The 26,519-nt window shown below is 26.2% G+C and carries 24 protein-coding genes and 1 other annotated feature; of the genes, 18 read left to right on the top strand and 6 right to left on the bottom strand.

The features are described 5' to 3' along the window. Nucleotides 1-4: 4 nt before the first annotated feature. The 6 genes from I2E83_RS03970 to I2E83_RS03945 are packed head-to-tail and all read left to right on the top strand — an operon-like array spanning nt 5 to nt 7,985. A complete protein-coding gene (locus I2E83_RS03970; protein WP_195428652.1) occupies nt 5-673 on the top strand; it encodes a DUF4956 domain-containing protein in 669 nt (222 codons plus the stop codon). A 2-nt stretch (nt 674-675) separates the two neighbouring features. Continuing rightward, complete coding sequence (locus I2E83_RS03965) at nt 676-2,115, top strand: CotH kinase family protein (RefSeq protein ID WP_195428650.1); 1,440 nt, start codon at nt 676-678, stop codon at nt 2,113-2,115. Nucleotides 2,116-2,127: 12 nt separating this feature from the next. Then, entirely contained in the window at nt 2,128-4,278 is a 2,151-nt protein-coding gene (locus I2E83_RS03960; protein WP_195262473.1) for a family 2 glycosyl transferase, read from the top strand. Nucleotides 4,279-4,301: 23 nt separating this feature from the next. Continuing rightward, complete coding sequence (locus I2E83_RS03955; RefSeq protein WP_195428648.1) at nt 4,302-5,453, top strand: hypothetical protein; 1,152 nt, start codon at nt 4,302-4,304, stop codon at nt 5,451-5,453. Next, on the top strand, nt 5,450-6,865 hold the full coding sequence (locus tag I2E83_RS03950; protein ID WP_195428647.1) for a glycosyltransferase: 1,416 nt from the start codon (nt 5,450-5,452) through the stop codon (nt 6,863-6,865). The genes I2E83_RS03955 and I2E83_RS03950 overlap by 4 nt, the downstream gene beginning before the upstream one ends. Next, the gene (locus I2E83_RS03945; protein ID WP_195428645.1) at nt 6,855-7,985 is read left to right on the top strand and encodes a hypothetical protein; all 1,131 of its coding nucleotides are present in this window, start codon (nt 6,855-6,857) and stop codon (nt 7,983-7,985) included. The genes I2E83_RS03950 and I2E83_RS03945 overlap by 11 nt, the downstream gene beginning before the upstream one ends. 187 nt (nt 7,986-8,172) lie before the next feature. Here I2E83_RS03945 and alr read toward each other — a convergent pair whose 3' ends face one another. After that, a complete protein-coding gene (gene alr / locus I2E83_RS03940) occupies nt 8,173-9,330 on the bottom strand; it encodes an alanine racemase (protein WP_195428643.1) in 1,158 nt (385 codons plus the stop codon). 310 nt (nt 9,331-9,640) lie between these two features. On the opposite strand from alr, the gene I2E83_RS03935 reads away from it, so the two are divergent. The 6 genes from I2E83_RS03935 (at nt 9,641) to I2E83_RS03910 (ending at nt 16,142) form a co-directional block, all read left to right on the top strand. After that, nucleotides 9,641-11,035 (top strand): PLP-dependent aminotransferase family protein, encoded by a 1,395-nt coding sequence (locus tag I2E83_RS03935; protein ID WP_195428642.1) that lies wholly within the window; start codon nt 9,641-9,643, stop codon nt 11,033-11,035. A 78-nt stretch (nt 11,036-11,113) separates the two neighbouring features. Further along, nucleotides 11,114-12,301 (top strand): pentapeptide repeat-containing protein, encoded by a 1,188-nt coding sequence (locus I2E83_RS03930; protein WP_195262467.1) that lies wholly within the window; start codon nt 11,114-11,116, stop codon nt 12,299-12,301. Between the two features lie 395 nt (nt 12,302-12,696). Further along, on the top strand, nt 12,697-13,191 hold the full coding sequence (locus tag I2E83_RS03925) for a DUF2975 domain-containing protein (RefSeq protein WP_195262466.1): 495 nt from the start codon (nt 12,697-12,699) through the stop codon (nt 13,189-13,191). 14 nt (nt 13,192-13,205) lie between these two features. Then, nucleotides 13,206-13,412 carry a helix-turn-helix transcriptional regulator gene (locus tag I2E83_RS03920; RefSeq protein ID WP_195262465.1) on the top strand — a complete coding sequence of 69 codons (207 nt, stop codon included), beginning with the start codon at nt 13,206-13,208 and terminating at the stop codon, nt 13,410-13,412. A 16-nt stretch (nt 13,413-13,428) separates the two neighbouring features. Further along, nucleotides 13,429-15,282: a DUF4173 domain-containing protein gene (locus I2E83_RS03915; RefSeq protein WP_195428640.1), complete on the top strand. Its 1,854-nt coding sequence runs from the start codon at nt 13,429-13,431 to the stop codon at nt 15,280-15,282. 179 nt (nt 15,283-15,461) lie between these two features. Beyond that, nucleotides 15,462-16,142, top strand: coding sequence for a hypothetical protein (locus tag I2E83_RS03910; RefSeq protein WP_195428637.1), 681 nt, complete (start codon nt 15,462-15,464; stop codon nt 16,140-16,142). 175 nt (nt 16,143-16,317) lie between these two features. Here the strand turns inward: I2E83_RS03910 and I2E83_RS03905 are convergent, their stop codons facing one another. Continuing rightward, the gene (locus I2E83_RS03905) at nt 16,318-17,514 is read right to left on the bottom strand and encodes a glycoside hydrolase family 3 N-terminal domain-containing protein (RefSeq protein ID WP_195428635.1); all 1,197 of its coding nucleotides are present in this window, start codon (nt 17,512-17,514) and stop codon (nt 16,318-16,320) included. A gap of 341 nt (nt 17,515-17,855) precedes the next feature. On the opposite strand from I2E83_RS03905, the gene I2E83_RS03900 reads away from it, so the two are divergent. The 4 genes from I2E83_RS03900 to I2E83_RS03885 all read left to right on the top strand — a co-directional run bounded on the left by I2E83_RS03900 (nt 17,856) and on the right by I2E83_RS03885 (nt 21,586). Continuing rightward, on the top strand, nt 17,856-18,341 hold the full coding sequence (locus I2E83_RS03900; protein WP_195428633.1) for a permease: 486 nt from the start codon (nt 17,856-17,858) through the stop codon (nt 18,339-18,341). Further along, nucleotides 18,338-18,871: a permease gene (locus I2E83_RS03895; protein ID WP_195262460.1), complete on the top strand. Its 534-nt coding sequence runs from the start codon at nt 18,338-18,340 to the stop codon at nt 18,869-18,871. Before I2E83_RS03900 ends, I2E83_RS03895 begins: the two co-directional genes overlap by 4 nt. A gap of 82 nt (nt 18,872-18,953) precedes the next feature. After that, nucleotides 18,954-19,185: a binding site (T-box leader), on the top strand. 206 nt (nt 19,186-19,391) lie between these two features. Next, nucleotides 19,392-21,053 (top strand): glutamate--tRNA ligase, encoded by a 1,662-nt coding sequence (gene gltX / locus I2E83_RS03890; RefSeq protein WP_195428630.1) that lies wholly within the window; start codon nt 19,392-19,394, stop codon nt 21,051-21,053. A gap of 353 nt (nt 21,054-21,406) precedes the next feature. Continuing rightward, nucleotides 21,407-21,586, top strand: coding sequence for a MarR family transcriptional regulator (locus I2E83_RS03885; RefSeq protein WP_195262458.1), 180 nt, complete (start codon nt 21,407-21,409; stop codon nt 21,584-21,586). Between the two features lie 239 nt (nt 21,587-21,825). Here the strand turns inward: I2E83_RS03885 and arr are convergent, their stop codons facing one another. Continuing rightward, nucleotides 21,826-22,575: an NAD(+)--rifampin ADP-ribosyltransferase gene (gene arr, locus I2E83_RS03880; RefSeq protein WP_195262457.1), complete on the bottom strand. Its 750-nt coding sequence runs from the start codon at nt 22,573-22,575 to the stop codon at nt 21,826-21,828. A 493-nt stretch (nt 22,576-23,068) separates the two neighbouring features. On the opposite strand from arr, the gene I2E83_RS03875 reads away from it, so the two are divergent. Next, nucleotides 23,069-23,470 carry a hypothetical protein gene (locus tag I2E83_RS03875; RefSeq protein WP_195428628.1) on the top strand — a complete coding sequence of 134 codons (402 nt, stop codon included), beginning with the start codon at nt 23,069-23,071 and terminating at the stop codon, nt 23,468-23,470. A gap of 64 nt (nt 23,471-23,534) precedes the next feature. Here I2E83_RS03875 and I2E83_RS03870 read toward each other — a convergent pair whose 3' ends face one another. Both I2E83_RS03870 and I2E83_RS03865 read right to left on the bottom strand, forming a co-directional pair. Then, complete coding sequence (locus I2E83_RS03870; RefSeq protein WP_195428626.1) at nt 23,535-23,921, bottom strand: VOC family protein; 387 nt, start codon at nt 23,919-23,921, stop codon at nt 23,535-23,537. Between the two features lie 149 nt (nt 23,922-24,070). Then, a complete protein-coding gene (locus tag I2E83_RS03865) occupies nt 24,071-24,211 on the bottom strand; it encodes a hypothetical protein (RefSeq protein WP_243241896.1) in 141 nt (46 codons plus the stop codon). Nucleotides 24,212-24,523: 312 nt separating this feature from the next. Between I2E83_RS03865 and rsgA the strand changes: the two genes are divergently transcribed. After that, nucleotides 24,524-25,582: a ribosome small subunit-dependent GTPase A gene (gene rsgA / locus I2E83_RS03860; RefSeq protein WP_195262454.1), complete on the top strand. Its 1,059-nt coding sequence runs from the start codon at nt 24,524-24,526 to the stop codon at nt 25,580-25,582. 189 nt (nt 25,583-25,771) lie between these two features. On the opposite strand, the gene I2E83_RS03855 is transcribed toward rsgA, so the two are convergent. Beyond that, nucleotides 25,772-26,374, bottom strand: a complete 603-nt coding sequence (locus I2E83_RS03855; protein WP_195262453.1) for a DUF445 family protein — start codon at nt 26,372-26,374, stop codon at nt 25,772-25,774. Nucleotides 26,375-26,519 lie beyond the last annotated feature (145 nt).

Below are 26,519 nucleotides of genomic sequence, written 5' to 3'. Positions count from 1 at the left end.
AAATATGAGTTTTAGAACGTTTTATTACTATCTTATGGATAATGTTATTTTAGAAAGAGTGTTGCCTATAGCTTTGGGAATGACAGTAACTTTAATTTTATCATTATTAATTTATGTAACTTATAAGTACTGTTATAGAGGAGTTTCATATAGTAGAAATTTTAATCTTTCACTTATCATGATGAGTTTAGTTACAGCGGTAGTAATGATGGTTATTGGAAGTAATATAGCCTTATCGCTTGGTATGGTGGGAGCTTTATCTATAGTAAGATTTAGAACAGCTGTAAAAGATCCAAGAGATACTGTTTATATTTTTTGGAGCATATCAGTTGGATTAGCTTGTGGAGTTGAAATATATGATATTGCAATTATTGGTTCATTATTTATAGCAGTAGTAGTGTTTATATTTAGTATAAATACTACCTCAAGAGAAAAATATCTTTTAGTGATTCGTGGAAAAATTGGGATAGAAGAAAATATATACTCAGTAATATTTAAACAAGTTAAGCATTATAAAGTTAGATCTAGAACTATAAATAATGAAAATATGGAAATAGTATGTGAAGTAAGATTAAAGAAAGATGAAGATATAAGACTTATTAATAGGTTAAGTAGCATAGAAGGAATAAAATCTATGAATTTAGTTTCACAAAGTGGTGAAATGATAGGATAATTATGAGAAGTGGAAAAAGAACCTCAAAACCAAATTATAAGATGATTATTTTAAATATTATAAAGACTATTGCTATAGGTTGTATAGTTATAGTTAGTTTACTTTTCCTATTTAAAGTATCTCTTAAAGATTATTATGATACAAGCAAAGAAGAATCAGTTAAGTATAATTTTGATTTTCAAAGTGAATTACCATTAATAGTTATTGATACTAAAGGACAAGAGATTAATAAAGAATCAACTATAGTTGCAGATATGAAGATATATAATAGTAGGAAAGAGTATAATAACATTTCTGATGAAATTCAATTGGAGAGTGATATATTAATAAAAATTAGAGGAAATACTACCTCAAGTAAGCCTAAAAAGCAATATTCAGTTACTTTGATAGATGGCGATGGGAATAATAATCCAAAGGAAGTACTTGGTATGCCAGTAGAAAGTGATTGGGTTTTAAATGGACCATACATGGATAAATCATTAATAAGAAACCACATTGTCTATAGCGTAAGTAGAGAAATAATGGATTATGCGCCTAGAACAAAATATTGTGAGGTGTTTTTGAAAACTTCAGGAGAAGAGCAGGACTTAAAAGAAGAGGATTATGTAGGTTTATATATAATGATAGAAAAAATTAAAGTTGATGATAATAGAGTTAATTTATCAAAGCCAATTTCTTATTTAGAAGAAACAAGCTATATGATTTTAAGGGATTCTATAAAGGATGATGATATTTTATTAGACACATATTCTCAAAGACTAAAGACTGAAAATGGAAGATATGCGAATGAATTAATATGTGCATATCCATCATCGAAAAACTTAACTCAAGAAAAATTAGATTATATTACAAAGGATGTTGATGAATTTGAAAAGAGGTTATATTCACCATTCTTTACAGACAAAGATTTAGGATATAGAAATCATATTGATATAGAAAGTTTTGCTACTTATGCTGTTATAAATGAATTTTTTAGAAATGTTGACCAAGGAGCAAGAAGTGCTTATTACTACAAGGAGATAGGTGGAAAGCTTAAGGCTGGGCCAGTTTGGGATTATAATTTTTCTATGGGAAATGCAACTTATAGTGATGCATGGGTCCCAGAAGGGTTTGAACTTGAAGATATGCCATGGTTTGATCAACTAGTTCAAGATGATTACTTTGTTGAAAGTTTTGTGAAAAAATATAGAGAGCTAAGAAAAACTTATTTAAGTGAGGATTATTTATATAAGTTAATAGATAATACTGTATTATCATTAGGAGATGCAATAGAAAGGAATTTTGCTAGATGGCCTGAAGTATACGGAGAAAATGTATGGCCTAATCCAAATGATCCAGCAACAGAAAATCATGAAGAGGAAATAGAAGCTATGAAAAAGTTTATTAATAAGAGAGGTAAGTGGATGGATGAAAATATATATGAGGTAAAGAGTGAAAAGTAGTAAGGTGAAGTTATGAGTATAAAAGTTTTTTTAAAAAGAGTTTTAATAATAACAATGATAATATTAATTATTATATCAGCATTATATATATTTCAAGATAAGAAAAGATTTACTAAAAAAACAGGAACAATAAACTTTTCTACTAAAACTGAAGAGAAAAATATATTAGTAAATAAAAATGGAGAATGGGAAAACTTTTTTGTAAAGGGAGTTAATTTAGGAGCATCAAAACCGGGATATTTTCCAAATGAATATGGTGTTACTAAAGAAGAGTATCTAAGATGGTTCAATCTTATAGCAGAAATGAATGCTAATACAATAAGAGTATATACAATATTAAAACCAGAATTTTATGAAGCGTTATATGAATTTAATAAAGATAGGGAAAATCCGTTATATATAATACATGGAATGTGGGTCAATGATAATTCAATCGAAGAAACTATGAATGCATATGATGATAGGATAATAAAAAATATGAAAAGAGATATAACTTCATTAATTGATGTAGTCCATGGTAATGCATATATTCCTCAAAACTCCACACATGCATCAGGAAAGTATAAATATGATATATCACAGTATGTACTAGGATTTATACTGGGGATTGAGTGGGAAGGATACTTTGTCTATGGAACAGATTTATTTAATGAAGAGATAACTTCCTATGATGGTGAATATTTGAAATTAGAAGAAGGAACTCCATTTGAAGCATTTTTAGCTCAAGTTGGGGATTATGCTGTTGAATATGAAAGTGAGAAGTATGAAGAACAAAGAATAATTGCTTTTGCTAATTGGCCTCCTACAGATCCATTAATACAACCCTATGAACCAGAAGATTATAATGATATTGCCCAAATAGATGTAGATAAAATAAAGGGAACAGAAAAATTTGAAACAGGAATGTTTGCTTCATATCACATATATCCTAATTATCCAAATTTCTTAAATATGGAACCAGAATATACTGAATTCATTGATGATGAAGGAAAAAATAATTCATATAGAGCATATCTAAAAAAGATAAATAATCATCATGAGATTCCAGTAATTGTTACGGAATTTGGAGTTCCAAGTTCACGTGGAATAGCCCATTTCGATTCAACAAGAGGATTTGATCAAGGAAATTTAAGTGAAAATGAACAAGCAGAAATTATTCCAGAATTATATGAGGATATAGTTAAGGAAAACATGGCAGGTGCAATAGTTTTTTCTTGGCAAGATGAGTGGTTTAAAACATCATGGAATACAAATGACTTAATAGATACAGAAAGAACAGCCTATTGGTTAGATGAACAAACCAATGAACAGTTTTATGGTTTATTATCATTTGATACAGGAGAAGAACATGTTAAATCATATCCAGATGGAAATTTTAGTGAATGGGAAAATAGTAAAGCAATAATAAATGATGATGAAGCTAAGCTTTATATGGATAGCGATGAAAGTTATATATACTTTAAACTTAATATAAAGGATTTGGATTTAGAAAATGATAGCGTGTATATACCTATAGATGTAACACCTAATTCAGGAGCATATAAAAGTAGTCTATTTGGATTAGAATTTGATAGAGGTGTTGATTTTATAATAGAAATAAAGGGAAAAGAAAATTCAAGAGTATATATACATGATTATTATGATTATTTAAGATATAGAGCTAAAAGTTTACCTTCAATACAAAAGTTTACTGAAGAAAGAACTAAGGATATGGATAACTTTAATTATATATATCAATACTTAATGGAAAATGTAGATATTTATATAAAAGAGACTAAGCAAAAATTAATTAAGGATGAACAAATTTTTGAGAGTGGAAAGCTGATTTATGGTAATGGAAATCCTAATTCAGATGAATATAATTCTTTAGCAGATTTCTTTATAGTGGGCGATGAAATAGAGATTAGAATACCATGGCAGTTATTAAATTTCTATGATCCATCAAAACAAAAAGTAGCAGGAGATTATTGTGTTGAAGGATTAAATCCAAAACCAATTAGAATTAGTAAAATATATTCGGGCATCAATGTAAAGAGGGGTGAGGAGCTAGTATATAGTAGTAATCTACAATCATATAGTTGGAAAGAGTGGAATACTCCAAGTTATCATGAAAGGTTGAAACCTGCATATTATAGTGTTCAAAAGATGTTTGAAGATGAGTAATAAAAAAGGGGTGATAGATTTCAATGAATGTAAAAATAGTGTTTTTTATAGTGGGGCTTCTTGCATATATAATGTTAAGCATTATAATATTTGTATTTTTATCTAGATTGATAAAAAGAAAGAATATGAAAATGATTATTAAGGCAAGAAAAGAAATAAATCCATTAATTGATAAACAAATAGAGAATATTAAATTAAATAATAAGATAGATAATGATGCTATTATAAAAATAAATGATAGAATAAATAATCCAATTTATCTAGATGTATTTAATGATAAGATTATAGAACTTAGAAGTAAAAAGGAAGACAAGGAGGCAGTAAATGCTTTCCTAGATAACTTTAGAAAAAGATTTATTCAAGAGTTTAAGATGCTAGACAAAGATGACTATTTAAAATATGCACATAGTATTTTTGTTTATGGTGAATATAGATATCACGATATTAGAATTGTTGATAGATTGATCGAGGGATTAAATAGTGAATCAAATTATGTAAAAATAAATTCTATAAGGGCTTTAGCAAAAATAGGAGATAAAGATAAATTTATAAATTCACTAAAAATTATTTCAGATAGAAACATATATATAAATGATAAGATTTTAATTGATTCAATGGATATATTCGAAGGCGATAAAAAAGATTTTAATGAGGAATTAGGTAAAAATATAGATAGCTTCTCAGAAAGAATAAAGATTTTAGTTATAAATCACTTTACGAATAATAAATTTGAAGAGGTAAATAAGCAGCTATTTAATAAGTTAAAAAGTAATGATGAGAGTACAGAAGTTAAGTTAGCTATAATAAAATATTTTGGAAGAATTAAGTATGCTTATATGGAGATAGAATTAATAAATTTATTAAATAATGAAAGATGGGAAATAAGAGCATTAGCAGCAAAAATAGCAGTAAATTATAGTTCTAAAGTAATAAAAGAAGGGCTGTTAAAAACATTATGCGATTCAAATTGGTTTGTAAGATACAATTCGGCAATGTCCATTATAAATTTTGATAATAATACTTTACTAATTGAAAAAGCCATGAAGCTTGATGATAAGTATGCTAGAGATATTATGCTGTATAGCTTATTTAATAAAAAGCTTATAACTTATAATGAATATATAAATCTTACAGTAAAAGAGAATAATTCATTAGTTGAGGGGGGCTTTAAATGATTGAAAGTATAGTTATAGTATTAAATAAAATATTTTTTTACTACATGTTTATTTATTCAGTAATTTTCTTCATAACAACATTATTATCAACTGTGGATATAGAGAAATTTACTAAGAGGAGAAAATTTGTATCATCTTTAACTTTAAATAAGAATGAAAATTATATTCCAATTTCTATATTAGTTCCAGCTTATAATGAGGATGTAACTATAATAGATAGTATAAAATCCCTTTTAAACTTAGATTATCCTGAATATGAGATAATAGTTGTAAATGATGGTTCTACAGATAATACAGAAAAATATGTTATAGATACTTTTAATTTAAAAAGAATAATTACACCTATCAGAAAGCAAATTGATTGTAAGGATGTTATATCTGTTTATGAAAATACAATAGACAATATAAGAATTGTTCTTGTAAACAAGATGAATGGAGGAAAAGCAGATGCCTTGAATATGGGGATAAATGTAAGTAAATATCCTTTATTTATTTCACTAGATGCAGATTCTATGCTACAAAAAGATTCACTTTTAAAAATAGTTGAGCCTTTTATAGAAGATGATAGAACTGTAGCTGCTGGAGGAAGTATTCAAGTTGCTAATGGATTAACAATAAAAGAGGGGAAAGTAATAAAAGAAGTAACACCTAAAAAGTTTATCGTTTTATTTCAAATGATAGAGTATATAAGGGTATTCATAGCATCTAGAGTTGCATTTAATAAGTTTAATTTAAATATGATAATTTCAGGTGCTTTTGGATTGTTTAATAAATCAATAGTTATTTCTACAGGGGGATATAACTCTAAAACTGTAGGTGAAGATATGGAACTTGTTGTTAAGCTTCATACCTATTGTCTTAAAAATAAGAAAAAATATAAGATAGAATATGTTCCAGATGCAATTTGTTTTTCACAAGTACCAGAAAGATATTCGGATCTTAAAAAGCAAAGAAGAAGATGGCATATGGGTTTAATTCAAAGTATATGGAGGCATAAATACGTATTTTTAAATATTAAATATGGAGCATTAAGCTTTATATCATATATTTATTATTTAGTTTTTGAGGTTATATCTCCAATTATAGAGATATTAGGTTTATTATCTATATTTTTAGCTTTTATAATGGAAGTTGTAAATATAAAATTTATGCTTTTATATTTATTCTTATTTATTTTTTATAACGTAATTGTTTCTTGGGTCTCTATAACTTTAAATAACTTTTTATTTGACTATAAGTTTAGGAGAAAAATATCAGTAAAACTATATTTATTTAGTATTTTAGAGTGTATTGGCTTTAGACAATTATGTTCTCTTTATAGAATAAGTGCTTTTATAAATTATAGAAAGAATAGATATCAATGGGGAAAAATTACAAGAATCAATATGAGTGGGGGTATAGATGAAAAATAAAAGATTAATTAAAATAATAATCATAATAGTTATTTTATTAATTGTAACAATGCCTTTTTATCTATGGGAACTTAAGGGCAGTAGTGATATAAAGGCTATAATCTTAGATAAGACAGTACCTACCGAAGAATATAGGGAACACAAAAATATTATGTGGATACTTAATAATAAGAAGATATTAAATAAGTACACAAATGCAGCATTTCAGTATAATGAAGATTATTATGGATTTTTCCCATATAAATTAAAGGAAGATTCTACAGAGGATTATTTTATTAAAGAGATTCCAGAAGAATTAGATAATGACTTAGATTTAATATATTTAGCTGATACTTTTGGAGTTCACAGCAATGATTATGAACTTGATAATTTTAAATATAAGGATTTATCTTATGGAGGAATTACTGATAAAGAATTAGATGCAATATATGATGTATTAAATGGAAAGACAATAGTTGGAGAATTTAATATATTTAATTCTCCAACTCAAGGAGAAGCAAGGGAAAGGACTATGGATATCTTCGGAGTTGAATGGTCTGGATGGATAGCAAGATATTTTAAAGATTTAAGTAGGTCTTATGGAGAAGTACCGAACTGGATAATTCAAAATTATGAAAAGCAATATCAAGAAGAATGGAGCAAGGAAGGAACAGGAATAGTATATGTTCATGAAGATGGGCAAGTTATTGTTCTAGAAGATAAAAAACATTTAAATGAAAATTATGTTTATCTTTCATTTACTGACCAGGCAAAAAGCCAATATAATTTAAAAGATAATGTTAAATATTATTATTGGTATGAAGTGATAACAGTAAAAGATAATGCTAAAGTATTAGGAAGCTTTAATATAGATGTTACAGAAGAAGGAAGTAAGGTATTAAGCAAATATGGCTTAGATACATCATATCCTGCATTTATAGAGAAAAAAGGAGATTATAACTCATATTACATGGCTTGTGATGCTTCTGATAACAATAAAATTTTAAACAACTATAAAGTAGAGTTTTATGCACCTTTTATGAATAAACTATCAATAGATAATACGATTAGTAATAAAAACTTTTTCTGGAAATGTTACTATCCATTTTTTAATAAAATTTTAGATGAGATAGTGGATTAAAATAATAATAAAATATAACGGGGGTCGCGTTTCGCGCCCCCCGTTATACTTTATTAAATTTACTAATTTTAATAACTTTATACTATTAAATATGAAATTTAATACAAAATGAAAATTATATTTAATATTTTATATATAAATATTTTGTATTTTGTATTTTGCATTTTTATTTTCAAAATAGAACTTTTTACATTAGATATCTAATCCCTATAGTCTTATAATCTTTTATATATATTCTTGGAGCCCTTCTACCAATAAGGCAAAGAACTTCATAGCTTATTGTATTTATTAATTTAGCCATATCATCAGCATCAAATTTAACACTTCCATCAGATCCTAGTAATATAACTTCATTTCCAAGATGAACATTTTCTATATCAGTAATATCAACCATAAACTGATCCATACAAACATTGCCTATAATAGGTGCTAACTGACCGTTTATAATAACTTTTCCTTTGTTTGAAAGTCCCCTAGAATATCCATCTGCATAACCAACAGGTAGTGTTGCAACTATGGTTTTTCTAGTTGTTTTGAAGGTTTTACCATATCCTATATATTCATTTTCTTCAACTTCTTTTATGTGAATGATTTTAGTTTTCCATGTTAAAACTGGCTTTATATCAAAATGCTCTTTATCAACTTCATTTGAGGGATAATAACCATATTGAATTATACCAGGTCTTACACAATCATAATGACTTTCTGGCAAATCAATTATAGCAGCACTATTAGATAAATTCTTTTTATTTATATAAACACCGGCTTCTTGAAGTTTATCCAAGAAAGTATTATAAATTTCAATTTGTTTTAAAGAGTAACTCTTATCCTTACAATCAGCAGTGGAAAAATGAGAAAAAATACTTTCAATTTTAAGATTGCTTAATTTAGAAATATTTAGTATATCTTCTAAGCCCTTATCAGTTTTTCTAAAGCCAATTCTACCCATTCCAGAGTCTATAGCTATATGAATATTAATAGTTTTATTTAAGGCTTTTGCTTTTTTATTAAGATTTATAGCAAATTCATAAGTTGATATTGTAGGTTCAACATCATATTCTACTAAAGCGTCTATCGCATAATCTTCACTAATACCAAGTAGCATTATAGGAGCTGATATTTCATTTTCTCTAAGTTCAATTGCTTCAACTATATTAGCAACTGCAAGTCTATTAATACCATGATTAAGTAAAACCTTTGATATTTCTACTGCACCATGACCATATGCATTTGCTTTTACGACTCCAATTATTTCACTATTACCAGATTTATTCTTGATTTGCTCTATGTTATATATTAAATTATTTAAATTAATTTCTGCCCAAATTGGATGTAATAAATTCATATCTAAACCCCTCGCTATCATTGACTTATTAGTACTACCACTGATACTATTATATACATAAACTGAAACTTTGATAAGTGTCAGTTTGTATTAATTTAATGATGCCAGTTTTGAAGATAATATAAAGGCTACCATAACTAGATGTGTTTATTTTGTATATTCTATTTATCTTCGCTAACTTATATTTATCAGTTACTATTGCTAAATTAAGAAATATTAACATTAATGATATGTATTAAATTGGAGGTGTTATATAAAAATCGAAAAATTAATATATATCATTACGGTTAATTCGAAAGAGGTGTTTATTGTGGATTTTATTAATATTAATTTAGATACTAACAGTAGTGTTCCTTTATATATACAATTATATAATTTTATAAAGAAGGAAATTCAAAGCGGAAAGTTAGAATCGAATAGTAAGTTACCATCAAAAAGAAAGCTCTCTAAACATTTAGAGATTAGTCAAAATACGATAGAATCAGCATATGAGCAACTTATTACTGAAGGATATATAATATCAAAACCTAAGAAAGGGTATTATGTATCAGAATTTCAAGGAGTAATAAATATTAGTTCAATCAATGATAAATATGATAATAAAAAAACAGTTGGGAAGAAGTATAAATATGAATTTTTTTCAAGTAGAGTAGATTTGGAAAGTTTTCCTTATACAGCATGGAGAAAAATAAATAAAGATATAATAAATGAGGAAAATAAAAATTTATTACAAATAGGACATTCTCAAGGCGATAGAAATTTAAGAGAAGCTATTTCGAATTATTTAAAATTTTCTAGAGGAGTAAATTCAAGTGCAGATAACATAGTTATTGGAGCAGGAACAGAATATTTAGTTCAAATATTAATAAATATTTTAGGTAACGATAAGATTTATGGCATGGAAGACCCAGGTTATTACAAGATAAGAAAAATATTAAAAACTCATAATATAGAAGTTAAGCCTATAAAGATAGATACCCAAGGAATAGATGTAGAGAATCTTAGTAAAAGTAATGTAGAAATAATTCATATAACACCATCCCATCAATTTCCTACGGGAGTTATAATGCCAATAAGTAGAAGAATGCAGCTTTTATCTTGGGCAAATGAAAAGAGTAATAGATATATAATTGAAGATGATTATGATAGTGAGTTTAGGTTTGAAGGTAAACCAATACCAGCTCTGCAAAGTTTAGATACTAAGGAAAAAGTTATATATTTAGGTACTTTTTCAAAATGCTTTGCTCCTTCAATTAGAATAGGATATATGGTTTTACCTAATGAGTTAATTAAAATATATAGAGAAAATTTTAGTTTTCTTACTTGTACAGTTTCGAGAATAGATCAACAATCTTTATTTAGATTCATGGAAGAAGGATATTTTGAAAGGCATCTAAATAAAATGAGAAATATATATAAGAAAAAAAGAGAATTTTTAGTTTCATTAATAAAAAAATATCTTAAAGGAACTGAAATAATAGGAACTAATTCGGGATTACATTTGTTACTAAGGGTTAACAATGGAATGACAGAAGATGAATTAATTCAAAAAGCAGAAGAAAAAGAAATAAAAATTTTAGGCTTATCTAATTCATATTTTAAAATGAAAGATAAGATTAGTATAGTTTTTCTAGGATATGCTAGTTTAACGCATAAAGAAATAGAGGAAGCTGTAATATTATTAAAAGAAGCTTGGAAACTATAATAAAAAGGAATTAATAAAATAATATATAGGCATAATAATACAGGTAAATAAAATACCTATTTATAAGGAGTTTGTACTATGTCTTATATTAATTTTAAAGAAGAAGTATGTGTAGCTAAAATACAATTACAGAATAGAATTGATAACAATGAAAAGTTATTCAATCAAATTAAGCAATATAAAAATATATCTAGTAACTATAACCCAAATGAAAAATATAGTTTTAAAGAGTTTAACGACATTGTTTTAGGTGGAGGTCATCCACAAAGTGAAGATGAATTTCAGGAGATAAGTTATACAGATATAATTTGTGCGAAATTTATAAACTGTAGATTTTCAAATATAAAATTTAAAGGATGTAAGTTTATAGGATGCTATTTTATAAATTGTAATTTCATAGGTGGTGGCGCAGTATTTGATGAATGTATCTTCATTAAGCAAGAAAGCGATACAAAGCCTAATTTAAATAAGGAAGACAATTTGTCATGTGAATTTAATGAATGTAATATATATGCAAAGTTCTTAAATTGTGATTTAGGTCACATAGTATTTAATAAGTGCCTTTTGAATAACACTAATTTTGAATTAAGTGATATGACAAGTGGAATTATATTTGATTGTGATTTAAAGAAAGTAATAATAATAGATACTGATTTATCTGGTGCTAAAATAGTAAAATCTTATATAGAAGACTTAGAATTTAGGGATAAGTATAAAAGTAAGTTAGATGAAAAAACATTTATAGATAAAATAAAATTAAGAAAGAAAAATAGAGATGAATACGAAGGAATATATACAGTATATGAAAATATAGCAGATAAATTTAAGGAAAACAACTTAGTTAATAATTTCGGGGAGTATTATTTTTTATGTAGAAAAACACAAAGAAAGGTTTTAAAGCCTATACCAAGAATAATGTCTTTTTTGGGATTTGTAACTTGCGGATATGGCGAAAGACCATTGTATGCAGCATATTTTTCACTTTTTGTAATATTTGTATTTTCAATTATATATTTGATTTTTGGAATAAAGGTAGATGAAGAAATTATTAGATACACATTTTTAGAAAAAGGTTTTACATTTAGACAATTATTAAAGGATTATAACGAAAGCTTAAATTTAAGTGTAGGTATGTTTGCTGGAGTGGGACTTAATGAAGCTCAACCAGCCCCAATTTCATATATGCTAAGTAATATAGAAATGCTACTAGGCGTTTTAATGATGGGGATAGGAATAGGAGCATTAGTTAAAAAGATAGTAAGGTAAATTAAAAAATATAAAATCTATGTAGGTACTGAAAAGAAATTTATAGCACCTACATAACTGAGAAAAAATAAATAATATTACAAATAGAAAAAGAGATATTTTATACATCTCTTTTTTTTATTTGTAATATGAAATTTTTATGATTTCTCTTAGTTGGGTGCCTAATTTTTTAAAATGTTAAAATTTTAATTTGATATAGTTTCATACTCATAGAATTAAGTATAATGCATATGCATAATTTAAAATAATTCTTATAAAATATTACATCAGATTAATTTAAGAATATATATAGCTTATTCATAATATAAAATAAAAATATATTGTTTTTCGATAAAAATAGCTTGATAAACAATTTTGTGAATGTTAATATAATTATTAGAAAAGGAGAGATTACCATGAAGTTAAAAGATGAAAAAACTTTATCGAAGGTATTATCAATTATTCTTAATATTACTATAGTATTTGGAATAATTCTTACGGCTATGGTATTTTATATGACATTCTATAAAAGAGGAATACAAGACATTGTTATTAATGAAGTCTTAGTTACAATACTATTAATTGTTGGTATAGCTAGCTTGTTTTATATAGTATTTCAGCTTAAAGGAATAATAAAGACATTAATAATTGGAGACCCATTTGTTAGATCAAATGCAATTGCTTTCAAGAAAATATCAGTATCATCATTAATAATATCAGTCTGTTATTTAATTAATTTATTTGTAAATTCTAATTTTAAGGAATTTAAATTTATATATGTTGATAATATGGGTATTCATACAGATATGGAAGTATTTATATTTTTATTTGCTTCAGCTTTTATATTTATATTAGCGAAGGTTTTTGATAAGGCAGTTACGTTCAAAGAAGAAAATGATTTAACTATATGATGAAGGAGCACAATATGGGAATAGTCGTAAATTTAGATGTTATGATGGCAAAAAGAAAAATTTCATTAAATGAATTAGCAGAAAGAGTTGGTATAACTAATGCTAACCTTTCTATATTAAAAAATAACAAAGCAAAGGCAGTTAGATTTTCTACATTAGAAGCTATTTGTAGAGAACTTAATTGCCAACCAGGAGATATATTAGAATATATAGATGAATAATGGAGGGAGAGAAAATATGGTCAATACTGTAGCTTTAGTTTTAATGAAAGGAGATAAAATCCTTTTATTAAAACGATCAAAAAATAGGTTACCTATAATAAGTATGAAAAACGAAGAAAAACCAGAAGAGTGTATTGAGAGATGGAAAGAAGGAAGAATAGAATTTGAAGATTCTCCAATTATCAATTATAGCAAGAAAATCAATATAGAAGATTATAATGTTAATTTAATGTTTATCGATGTGACAAATTCAGAAGTTAAATTAATAGATGAAAGCTTGGTATTTGAAGAATGTAGATGGGCAAATAATATTAATAAAGTAGAAAATGATTTGCTTATAAATGTTTTAACTGAGTGTAGTATAAATAATTATCAATCTTTTGCAGTTGAGGCATTAAAAGAATTTATAAATATGAATAGTAAATATAAAGTAAGAAATTCTAAGATAGATGTTGAAAAACAAAGCATTGATACTAATAAAGCATTGATTCTTATAGCTTTTTCTTTAGGTATAGGAATATTATTTTCAAGGTTTATTTTTGGTTATCTAGGTATTTCAGTTGCTATTTTAACTATTTTAATGACAGTGATATTTATGTTAATCATAGGAGTAAAAAATAAAAGCTTTCTTGGATATTTCTTTGTAGCATCTAGTATAATTTTATCATTTACTTATGGCATTTTTACAAATGAATTTTTTAGAGTATTAAATTTAATAGTTATACCTATTTCACTATTTTCAGGATTTTTGTTATTAACATTTAAAAATATTGAATTTAAGTTAATAAGCTTTGGAGCATCATTTTTAGAAACAATTATAGGGCAATCTTTGGGGAATTCAACTAAAATTCCTTCAATATTAAACAAAGCATTGAAAAAAGGAAACATTAAAAAAGAAAATGATCATGTTAAATCTATATTAATTGGGTTAGCTATATCAATACCTTTAATTATAATACTGGGAATCTTACTTGCAGGTGCAGATGAGATATTTAGTTATTACTTGGCAAATATATGGAGATATCTTAATATAGAAAATATTTATGACTTTATACTAAAAGCCTTTATAGCAATAATAGTAATGTTTTTAGTATTTGGTTTATACTATAGTTTAAATTGCACAGAGGTAAGAGATGTAGAAAGTAATTTAATAAAAAAAGATTTTAATTCAACAACAATAATCACAATATTAATTTCAATAACTATACTTTATTTAGTATTTACTAAAATACAGATTTCATATTTATATCTAAATAAAGCTTTACCAGCTGGATTTAATTTTGCGGATTATGCTAGAACTGGATTTTTCCAACTAGTTGCACTTGTAATAGTAAACTTATCAATGATAACAATAATGAATTTCAAAACAGCAACAAATAGTAAAAACGTTAAAAATTCATTAAATACTTTATATAGCGTAATAACAGTATTAACAATGAATATGGGAGCTTCTGCTATATATAAAATGAACTTATATATAGGGGAGTTTGGATATACTAGACTAAGAATTTTAGTTCAAGCATTTACAGTTTTTTTATTTATTTCTTTAATTATATTACTTGTATTTATATGGAGAGGGAAGTACTTACTTAAGCCAATGGCAATTGTAGGATTAACTATATATTTATTTTTAAATTATATTAATATAGATAATTATATAGCAAAACAAAATATAAATATAATTAATACTAAACATGAAATGGATGATAGATATTTGACTAGATTATCATTAGATGCTCAAGATGCAGTAAAAGATGGTTATGATAAAGGCTTAATAGAAAGCAAGTATTATTATGATTGGTATAATAAAAGAGTTATTACTAAGCACTGGTACGAATATAATTACTTTAATAATAGAATATTTAAATAAAAGGTTAATTATTTTAAATTAAATTTATTAAGTTTTGAATTTATTAAGTTTTAAATTTATTTAGTTTTAAAGTTAAATATAATGAGTTGAAAACTTAGTTAGAAGATATAAACGATGAATAAACGATAAAGAACTTCCCAATTGAAACGATAATCTAATTAAGTTAAGGGGGAGATCTTATGCAGATTCAAAGAATAAATAATTGGGATAATCCAATATATAATAGGCTTAAAGAAGCTTCAGAAAATCAAAAGAAAGAAAAAGCAGAAAAAGAAAAAAGTATAACTGTAGAAAAAAGTTCGAATCAAATAATAAAAAACTTACAGCAACTAAAAGAAAATTTTAAGGAACAAAAAATAAAGCTTCAAGAAACTGAAATGGATCCTAAGGAAAAAAGAATGAAGCTTGAAGAGATAAATAAAAAAATAGCTGAAGTAGAAGCTGAAATACAACAAATGAAATTAGTGGAAAAAGAGAAAGAAGCTTTAGAAAATCAGCGTAAGCTAGAAGAAAAAAATAAAAAGGATGAAAGCATTAACTCTAAAAATAAAATAAACTTTCATGAAAATAGTGGCGGAATAATAGTTGAAGATAGTCTGAAGAAGTTAATTTCAGCTAATAATAAATTAAGAAATACAAATGATTTTGGAAAAACTAAAGCAGCAATGGAAGTAGAAAGGGGACATCTAGAGATTACTGGGAAAGAAAACTCTTTTGTTGATAAGCAATACGCTAAATTAACTAAAGGAATAAAAGGATTAGAAAATAGAATCTTATATGAAGTAGGAACAGCTAATAAAGAATCTAATGATAATTATAAAGATAAAGAAGCTTTTAAAGATAAAAACAGAGAAGAATAAAAAATGCATTATTTACGAAGTTATTTTCTTTTCTTATAATTTTTAAGTGGACATATGTAAGGTTGCATTTACCTTCAAGGAAGGGATGAAATCAAGCTTATATATGCCCACTTTTTATTTATCATTTTATTGTTATAGTAAGAAGTAATATTTGCCAAAGTGTAGAAATATATTCTTAAATTATACCTAAATCAAGTTTTAGTTTAAGAATTCTTAATACAGATTCATTTATACGATCTTCTTTAATTTCTCCATTTCTTATAGCTTCTAATACAGATGGTATTTGTATATCAAAATCAGATGCTATTATTAAATCATTACCAGCAATTATAGCAAGTACTGCTGATGTAGAGTCACCTATATATTCTTTTATAGCACTCATTTGTAAGTCATCAGTCATTATTACTCCATCAAATCTTAATTCATCTCTAATGATTTTATTAACACTTGGAGAAAGTGATGCAGGAAGATTTGCATCCATAGACTTTACTATATTATGAGATACTAATATGCTACTAGCTCCAGCCTCTATCCCAGCTTTAAATGGTAGAAAATCGGAATTTTGAAAGCTTTCATAACTTCTCTCATCAATAGATATTCCAGTATGAGTATCTACATTATTTCCATAGCCAGGAAAGTGTTTTAATGCAGACCCTATTTTATTTTCGTTCATAGTATTCACTACTGTTTTTATATATTCAGATGTTTCTAAAGCATTCATTCCAAAGGTTCTAGGGTAAATAAAATCGTTTGGATCTACTGATACATCACATACTGGGGCTAAATTCATATTAATTCCCATACTTTTTAATAGCTCTGCTTTTTCTTTAGTATCGCTAGCTATTAATGGATATCCACCTTCATTATATAATTCTTGAGGTGAATAAAAAGGAACAGCCCTAAATTCAGGATACCAGCTTAATCTATTAACAATACCTCCTTCTTCATCTATTCCAATTAGAAGTTTTATTTTAGAATTGTTTTGATAGCTTAATAATGTTTGAGTTAAGGATTCTTTAGTTTCATCCTTTATATTATTATCAAATAGAATAAATCCACCAACTTTATAATTTTGTAAATCTTCAAGTGCAGTTTCTTTTCGGCATCTAATAAAGAACATTTGTCCAACTTTTTCTTCTAAGGTCATATTAGATAATAAATCCTTTGCCTTTTTTGAATTAATTTCTTCAGTAGATGGTTTATTTGAATTATTATTTGAGTCATTATTTGAATTGCTATTGTCTATAATTGAATCAGAACTTTCTCCTCCTGGAGTTTCATTAATTTTTTTAGAATTAAAATATCTATAACTTAGAGCAAAAGAAGCTATAAACAATAAAATAATAGAAATTATTAAAATTAATTTTTTCATAATAAGTCTCCAATACAAATAAAGTTTTAAAAAAGTTTTTAATAAAGATTTTAACTTTATCCTAAACATATAAATAAGTGATAATTTTAATATAAGTTGCTAGAGTACTAGATTTATTTAAGTTTTATTAATTTATATAGTTTAATTACTGTTAAATCCTTAGTGTAACTTATATATTAATAATTATAGCTATATTATATGTATCTATACACAATTAGGCAATTTTTATTAACTATTTATAAAATTAATATTTTAAATTTTAATTCAAAATCAGAGTTTTCACCTAATTAAGTTTGAATTATATAATAATATTAATAATAATTTTTTAGAAGTGAAGTAGTATGAGTAGTATAATTCTTTATTTAGCAACAGCTATATTATTTTTAATATCATATAGAAAAGATAAGAAAAAAACTAAGAAGGCATTATTAAAAGGGTGGAAGTCAATAGAAAATATACTGCCTCAATTCTTAGGAATAATCTTAGTTGTTGGGTTGACTCTTTCAATATTAAAACCAGAGACAATATCAAATATAATAGGAAGTAATAGTGGTATATTTGGAGTGATTTTATCTGCAGTTTTAGGAAGTATTGCAATGATGCCTACCTTTGTTGCATTTTCTACTGGAGATATGCTACTTAAAAGTGGAGCAGGGATAGCACAAGTTGCAGCACTTATATCAACTCTTACTTTAATTGGCATAATTACTATTCCATTAGAAGCTAAACATATAGGTAAAAAAGCAGCTATTTATAGGAATATAATAGCTTTTGTTTTTTCAATAATAGTAGCATTTTTTGTTGAAATGGTGGTGACAATGATATGATAAAAGCTTTAGTTAAAAGATATTCCTTTTTTATTATATTACTTATAGTAACAGTAATTGTAACAATTTTTAATAAAGAGTTAGGTTTAAAATCATTTAGCACAGCTTTTTCAAGTTTTAAACAAATGATTGAGGTGGTACCACCAATAATGATAATGCTTGGGCTTATGGATGTTTGGATTCCAAGAGAAACTATGATGAAATACATGGGAGACGATTCAGGAATAAAAGGAATTTCTCTTGCAATATTAATAGGATCAATAGCGGCAGGACCAATGTATGCAGCTTTCCCATTTACAAAAGTCCTCCTTAAAAAAGGTGTTAAATTTAGTAATATAATAATATTTATGAATGCTTGGTGCGTAACTAAAATATCTACATTGATGTTTGAGTTCTCGTCACTTGGTTATGAATTTACTTTAGCAAGGCTTTTGATTGACATACCTGGAGTAATAATAATGGGATATTTAGTTCAAGTTTTAATGCCAAAGGATGAATTAGATAGACTTTATAGTGAGAATTTAGATTGAAAATTATCCTAATGAAGTGAATAGTATAAAATTATTTACAAATGCTAAATGTATAGTTATAATGTTTATGATAAACTATAAATAATAAGCAATGAAAGAGAAAAGTAGATAGATAGTCATTTAACAGAGATTTAAGTATAGGTGGAAGCTTAAAATTTGATCCTATTGAAGAAGCTCTAGAGCTATAAACTGAAACAGCATATTAAAAAAATTGCAAGTAAGTTTGTGGGATTCTCCCCTTAAAGAGAATGAGCGGATTAATTTTAATTAATCAATTTAGGTGGTAACGCGGAATTTTGTCTTTCGTCCTAATATTTATAGGATGAAGGGCTTTTTTTATGTATAGGAAATTATAAAAATGTTACCCGTATTAATAACATTTTATAATTTCCATTCTTTAGTTTTCAAGTTGGCATATGTAAGTTTGCGTTGACTTGGAGAGAAGCGACGGAATAAGTAAATTTACATATGCCAACTTTTTTAATTATATAAAATTTTAAACTACGGAAGGAAGATGAATATGAGTTTTGAAAAATTAGCAGAATTAATATTTCCAAATGTTGATAAAACACCAGAATATTATATTGCAAAGTATCCAAAAAGAAATTTAAAAGAAGGTGCTGTTGTTTCAAGATATGCACCATCACCAACAGGTTTCCAACATATTGGAGGTGTTTTTGCAGCATTAATAAATGAAAGATTAGCAAGTCAAAGTGAAGGTGTTTTCTTCTTAAGAATAGAAGATACTGATCAAAAAAGAGAAGTTGAAGGTGCTATAGCAGATACAATTCAAACAATGCATAACTTTGGAATGGACTTTAATGAAGGAATGACTGGAGATAAAACATCTAAAGGTGAATATGGTCCATATAGACAAAGTGAGAGAGCTGATATTTATAGAGCTTTTGCAAAAGATTTAATTAAAAAAGGATTAGCATATCCAGCATTTGATACACCAGAAGAATTAGCAGAACTTAGAGAAAAGCAAACAGCAGCTAAAATAACACCAGGATATTATGGAGAATTTGCTAAGGATAGAAACTTAACTCCTGAGGAAGCTATGGAAAAAATAAATAATGGTGAAAGCTACATAATTAGATTCAAGTCACCAGGTAATATAGAAAATAGAGTAGAGTTCCATGATTTAATAAAAGGAGATATAAGTTTCCCAGAAAATAATCAAGATATAGTTATAATAAAGGGAGATGGACTTCCAACATATCATTTTGCACACGTTGTAGATGATGCTTTAATGAGAACTACTCATGTTATAAGAGGGGAAGAATGGTTATCATCACTTCCAATACATGTTCAATTATTTGATGTATTAGGATTAGATAGACCTAATTATGCACATATACCAACAATAATGAAAAATGATAATGGCTCAAAGAGAAAATTATCAAAGAGAAAAGATGCTGAAGCAGCAGTTTCATATTACAAAGAAGTTGGATATCCAATGGTATCAGTAATAGAATACTTATTAAATATAATAAACTCTACATTTGAAGATTGGAGAGCAGAAAATCCAACTGTAGATTATCATGAATTTAAAGTTGCTTTAGACAAGATGAGTAAGTCAGGAGCATTATTTGATATAGTTAAGTTAAATGATGTAAGTAAAGAAGTTATTTGCAAAATGAAAGCAGATGTAGTTTATGATTACTATACAGCTTGGGCTAAAGAGTTCGATAAGGAAATGTACGATTTAGTAACATCTAATGAAAAGATGTCAAAAGAAATCTTCAATATAGATAAGGAAGGTCCAAAGCCAAGAAAAGATTTTGCTAAGTGGGATGAAGTAAGAGGAAAAGTGGATTACTTCTTTGATGAATTATTCAATAAGGAAACAGCAGAAAATGTTGAACTTCCAAAGACTTTAAGCTTAGAAAATGCCAAAGAAATAATTAAAGTATATAAAGATAAATTCAACTTCAATTCTGGAAGCCAAGAAAATTGGTTTGAAGAGTTAAAGGTTATTGGAGCAGAACTTGGATACTGTGCAAATAGAAAAGAATATAAAGCAAATCCAGATGCATTTAAGGGAATGATTTCTGATGTTGCTGGAGCTGTAAGAGCCGCTCTATCTCATAGAAGCAATACTCCAGATCTTTATACTATTATGCAAATATTAGGTGAAGATAAAGTAAGAGCTAGATTTGAAGCATTTTTAAACCTATAAAATAAATACTTGAAAAGGGATCAAGATATTTTGATTTCTGATTATAATAAAAAGGACGTCGCGTTACGCGACGTCCTTTTTGAATATTCTATATAGACTAAAGTAGATATAAAAATAATTTTACAATGAAGTTTAAAAGTGTTTTTATTTGTATATAATTTAAATATTAATATTATAAAATATAAAAGATTATCAGAAATATTAAAATGGAGTATAAAACAATTAATTTTATAAGATTTCAATTACAGATATTAAATATTAGTTAATAATTTAAAAAAATTAAAAATAATTATTGAAATTGATATATAGTATTATGTAAAATTATAGTAACAAATACAAAAGGAGATGAACATATGGAAAATTATGATTTAGTTTTAGATTTCTTTACTAAAAATGATAAACCACTAAATGCTACTGCAGTTGCAGAAGGAACAGGGGTAGACAAAAAAGAAGTTTCAAAAGTTATGGATAAACTTAAAAAGGAAGAAAAAATTTATTCACCAAAAAGATGTTATTGGCAAATAAAAAGATAAGAGGTGCTATAACAATGCATAATTGATAATGCATAATTATAGTGAAAACTACTAGAAGTAGTTTTGAAAGTTATAGTGTAAAATTAGTTAGATATGATTCTCTATTTTTAGTGAGAAAGTTAAAGAGAAGAGATTAGATTGAAATTCCACTTTTGGTGGAATTTCTTTTTTTATTACATAATAGATTTCTTCACGAAAAATGTAGCCAGTAGATAGGAGAATATCAACTAAAGATATCTTTAATTAATAATTTCACCTTTGGTATTAGCTAATTTTTTACTCCATTGGCTAAGTTCTTCAGGTGTCTGTTCCATCCAGTCTGTTTTTTCACCTACAATTCTTAAAGGTGCTTGAGAGCGATAAGAACATGTTAAGTTTCCTGGAAATTTCTTATCAGTTACATTTGGATCATTTTCAAAGGCTCCTGTTGGCTCTACAATATAAACATGTTCTCTACCTTCTCCTTTTGCTAATCCAGCTGCAAGTCCTGCACCATTAAGATTGGATGTGAAATAAATGTGATTCATCTTAACTTCAGAATTATAATTTGAATTTCGACCTGCTACAAGCAAATCACCAATCTTTAAATCTGCTCTAGTTCCATGATAAAAAGGTCCTTTATCATAAGGTTCAGTATTAGATGAATTTGACAATTCATAATTTGCTTTCGCCTTATCAGAATCACCTAATTCTTCATAGCATTTTGAAATGCTTAAATATATTGTGGGAAAAGCACTCTTAACACTATCATCATTTGATTTTATGGCATACTCTAAAGCTTTTTCCATCCATTTTAATTTATCTGAAATATCTTTTTTATGTTTAGCTACTTGGTAGGCTGCAATAAATCTTTCAAAGTCATTTACTGATTCATTCAAAGCTTGAAGAAATAATGCACTTGCTTCTTCAGAGTTACCTTGATCTTCCATATTCATTCCCAACATACATAGTCTTATAATTTTGTTTTTTGGATCAAATTTAGTGCTCATTTAATGTACCCTCCTCTTATTATTATAGGTACATTATCTTAACATATATATAATAATAAATGTATACTTATATTTTCATTTTATACATGGTATAATTAAATTATAGGGAGTGATTTTTACTAAATAGGATTACTCTCTTTTTTGTTATTTTTAACAAAGCAGCTCATTAGGTAATGGCTTCCACTTTTCTAGGTGTGTACGCTAATCTAACTCTTATTCAATTTGTATTATAATACAATTATTCAATTCAAATAAATTAATAACCTCATAATAGATTTAAGATTAAGTAACAAACTATTATAAGTTAAATTCTATTTTTCGCTTTCTTGTACACATCCAAATTGACTCGTAAAATTTAAGTGCATCTTCATTAAATTCCTATACATTCAAAAGTAAATAATTGTATATTTATATTAGTAAGCATAATATAGTCTTATAAGAAGCATTTATTCTATTAGGTATTAATTATTTTTAAGTGAGTGGGGGAATTATCATGTTAAATAATTTAGTCAATAGTAGGAGTCAGTATAAGTATCCTATGAAAAAATTAATTTTCTTTATTAGGGCTTTTTGTTTAATTCTATTAATAACAGGATGTAGTAAGTGTAAAGCAGAAAACTATATGAATGCAGTGGTTAAAGATATTACAGAGGAAAGTCTTGATGTTAGTCCCATAGATAATGAAAGTGTTAATTCAGATAAAGATATTATTGATGCAGATAGTATTATCATAGATTTAAATAACATATCTATTGGGAATCTTCCACAATTAAATAAGGGTGATAGAATAAGAATTGTTTATAATGGTGAAAGTGTTAAAGAAGATCCAATGAAAATTGAGATAGTTTTTGCAATATATTTATTAGATGAAAATGGTGATGTTATATCTAACTAATAAAGTATAAAAGTTGATAATTAAATTTATCAACTTTTAATTTGTAATAGTTTAAAACTATTAACTATTTAATTTCTGCAAAAATTTCATGTATATTTACAGCGGGGTCAGCAAATAATGCTGTTCTTTGATTCCAAGTCATATCTTGTGGTTCATGAACAGAAGTTGTTCTTTTGCTGATTAACATATTAAATGATTCCTCAACATCCTTAGGACTTTCACATGGAAAAGCAAGTTCGAACCCTTGTCCAGATGACTCTTTCCTATATTCACTACTTTGATCATACATAACGTCTCTCATGCAAATAGCAAATCTTATTCCACCATTTTCAAATTCAACATAATTACCAAGGTCATTTTCAATTCTAAATCCTAGGACTTTATTATAGAATGCTTTCATTTTATCTATACCATTTGTCAAAATAGTAATAAGATTAATTTGTGCTTTCATCGTATATTTCCCACTTTACTAATTTAACATATAATTTAACTTATCATGCCATTACAAAGAGATTACAGTATTTAGCATAGTATTTTATTAATAAAGTTCTAATTGATATTTTTATTAATTCATAATAATTTTAAATTGAGTCTTAAGTATCAAGTTCTTTTTAAGATATAATTTCCAATATAAAATCCATAACGGTTATAAAATGGTATTGCTTCATCATTTGCATATACTACATTTATTTGTATATCAGTTATTGAATAGGATTTAAACCAATTTAAAGTATTAACCATAAGTTTATTCTTCCAATAAAATTTACTTACACTATTAATAATATTGTTAATTAATGTATATTTTTATCATACATTAATTAGAGGTTGAAATTACAAAAATATTTAATAAATTATGCAAAAATTATGAATATTAATATATAATGAATATAATGGTAAGTTTTGTTTTACCATTAATTATCTGAAAGGATGTGATGTTTTATGATGAGTTTAGTAAGAAAAAATAAAACCTATATTGTTGTTAATGGGAAGGTGACTACAGTATAGCAATGAATTAGATATCCTTCCCAATATGTTTTAGTTTCGGGAGGAAAAATGAATAATAAAAACTTACTAGAATTAGGAGTAAATGAAGGATACGTAAAGGAAGCAAGTATTTATAATGAAAACTTTTATTTAGGGAGAGTTTCAGTACAATATAAAGATATTTATAAGGTTTTTACTGAAGAAGGAGAAGTACTTGCAAGAGTATCTGGGAAATTATCATATTCTTCAAATAGTACTTTTGATTATCCTGTTGTTGGAGATTGGGTACTATTAGATAGGATAAATAATAAAAATGGAGATGCAATAATTCATAATATATTAAATAGAAAAAGCTATTTTTCAAGAAAGGTAGCAGGTACTAGGTATGATAAGCAAATAGTTGCATCTAATATAGATTTTGTTTTTATATGTATGTCATTAAATAATGATTTTAATATAAAAAGGCTAGAAAGATATATTGCAGTAGCTTGGGATAGTATGGCTACTCCAGTTATAATATTGACTAAATCAGATTTATGCGAAGATATAAATGATAAAGTAAAACAAATAGAAGAGATAGCTATAGGAATAGATATAGTGGTAACATCAAGTATTAATGAAGATGGATATGATGAAATAAGAAAATATATAAAAACTGGAGTAACAATAGCATTTATAGGGTCATCAGGGGTAGGGAAGTCAACTCTTATTAATAAGATAATGAATAAAGAAGTTTTAAAGACCAATTCAATTAGTGAAAATGATAAAGGGAGACATACTACAACACATAGAGAACTCTTTGTTATAGAGTCTGGTGGAGTAATTATTGATACACCTGGAATGAGAGAACTTGGATTAATATCAGCAGATGTAGATAAATCCTTTAGTAATATTGAAGAGTTAGAAAAACAATGTAAATTTTCTGATTGTACTCATAAAAATGAACCTAAATGCGCAGTAAGAGAAGCTATAGAAAATGGAAATTTAGATCCAGAAAGGCTAGAAAGATATAGAAAGCTTAAAAAAGAAGAAGCTTATAATTTATTAAAATCTAAGCGACAAGAAAAACAAAAACTAAAAAATATGCATGGAAGTAAGTCTGAAGATAAAAGAAAGAAATATAATTAGAGGTAAGAGGCAAATGAATAATTATTTAAATTAACTATAGATTAAGTTAATTATAGAAGAGAGCAAATCATAAGGGACAGTAGTTAGTTTTTTGTAAAACAAAACTAACTACTGTCCCGTGATGAGAGAATAGATAATTCTGTGTAATTATCTATTCTCTCAACTATAATATGATATGCTCTTTTTTTATTAAAGAAAAATAACTAAAACACCTTGAAGTACTCCAATAATAGCTCCAAGGACAAGGCCTAGAATTTCAATATGCTTTAGCTCTTTTTTAGCAACACTAATTATTATATCTTCTAGTTTTTCCAAATCTAATTGATTAATTTTTTCTTCAACAATTTCTTGAATATTAACATTTTCTTTAGCTTTATCTAATAGGTCAACGCTAATTTCATCAACTGCATTAGGTACTTCCTTGTTTAAAATATCATCAATATAAGGAGAAGCCATCATTCTAAACGGCATAGGAATTATATTTAGCTTTTCATTTATAATGTTTTTTATTTTATCTATTATGTAAGAGTTGAAATTTTCTCCATTTGAACTACTTAAAGCTTGATCTAATATGTCATCTATTGAAAGTAACTCATTAGAAATTACTTCACCAATATTAGCAGCAATTTCATTTTTCCTTTTAGGAATTAATCCTAATATTTCAATATTTAAAATAGGAATTTTAACAGGTTTAATTGGTCTAAACAAAAGCTTTATTGCCAAGATATTAGTTATCCATCCAATAAGCCCACCAACAATCGTTAATATTAAAATAGTAATAAAATTATTCATAAGTACCTCCTAGTTATGTAAAGTATAATAGCATAATTTATAAAAGTTTATAATTAGATTTAATATAAAGAGTATTTAAATTCATACATAATTTTATAAGGAATATAGAATTATTTCAATAGAAAATTGACTAATTAGTATAAAA

Origin of the sequence: Clostridium sp. D46t1_190503_E9 (assembly GCF_015555225.1) — a bacterium.
Lineage (GTDB): Bacteria > Bacillota > Clostridia > Clostridiales > Clostridiaceae > Clostridium.
This window is presented reverse-complemented; position numbering and strand designations above follow the sequence as displayed.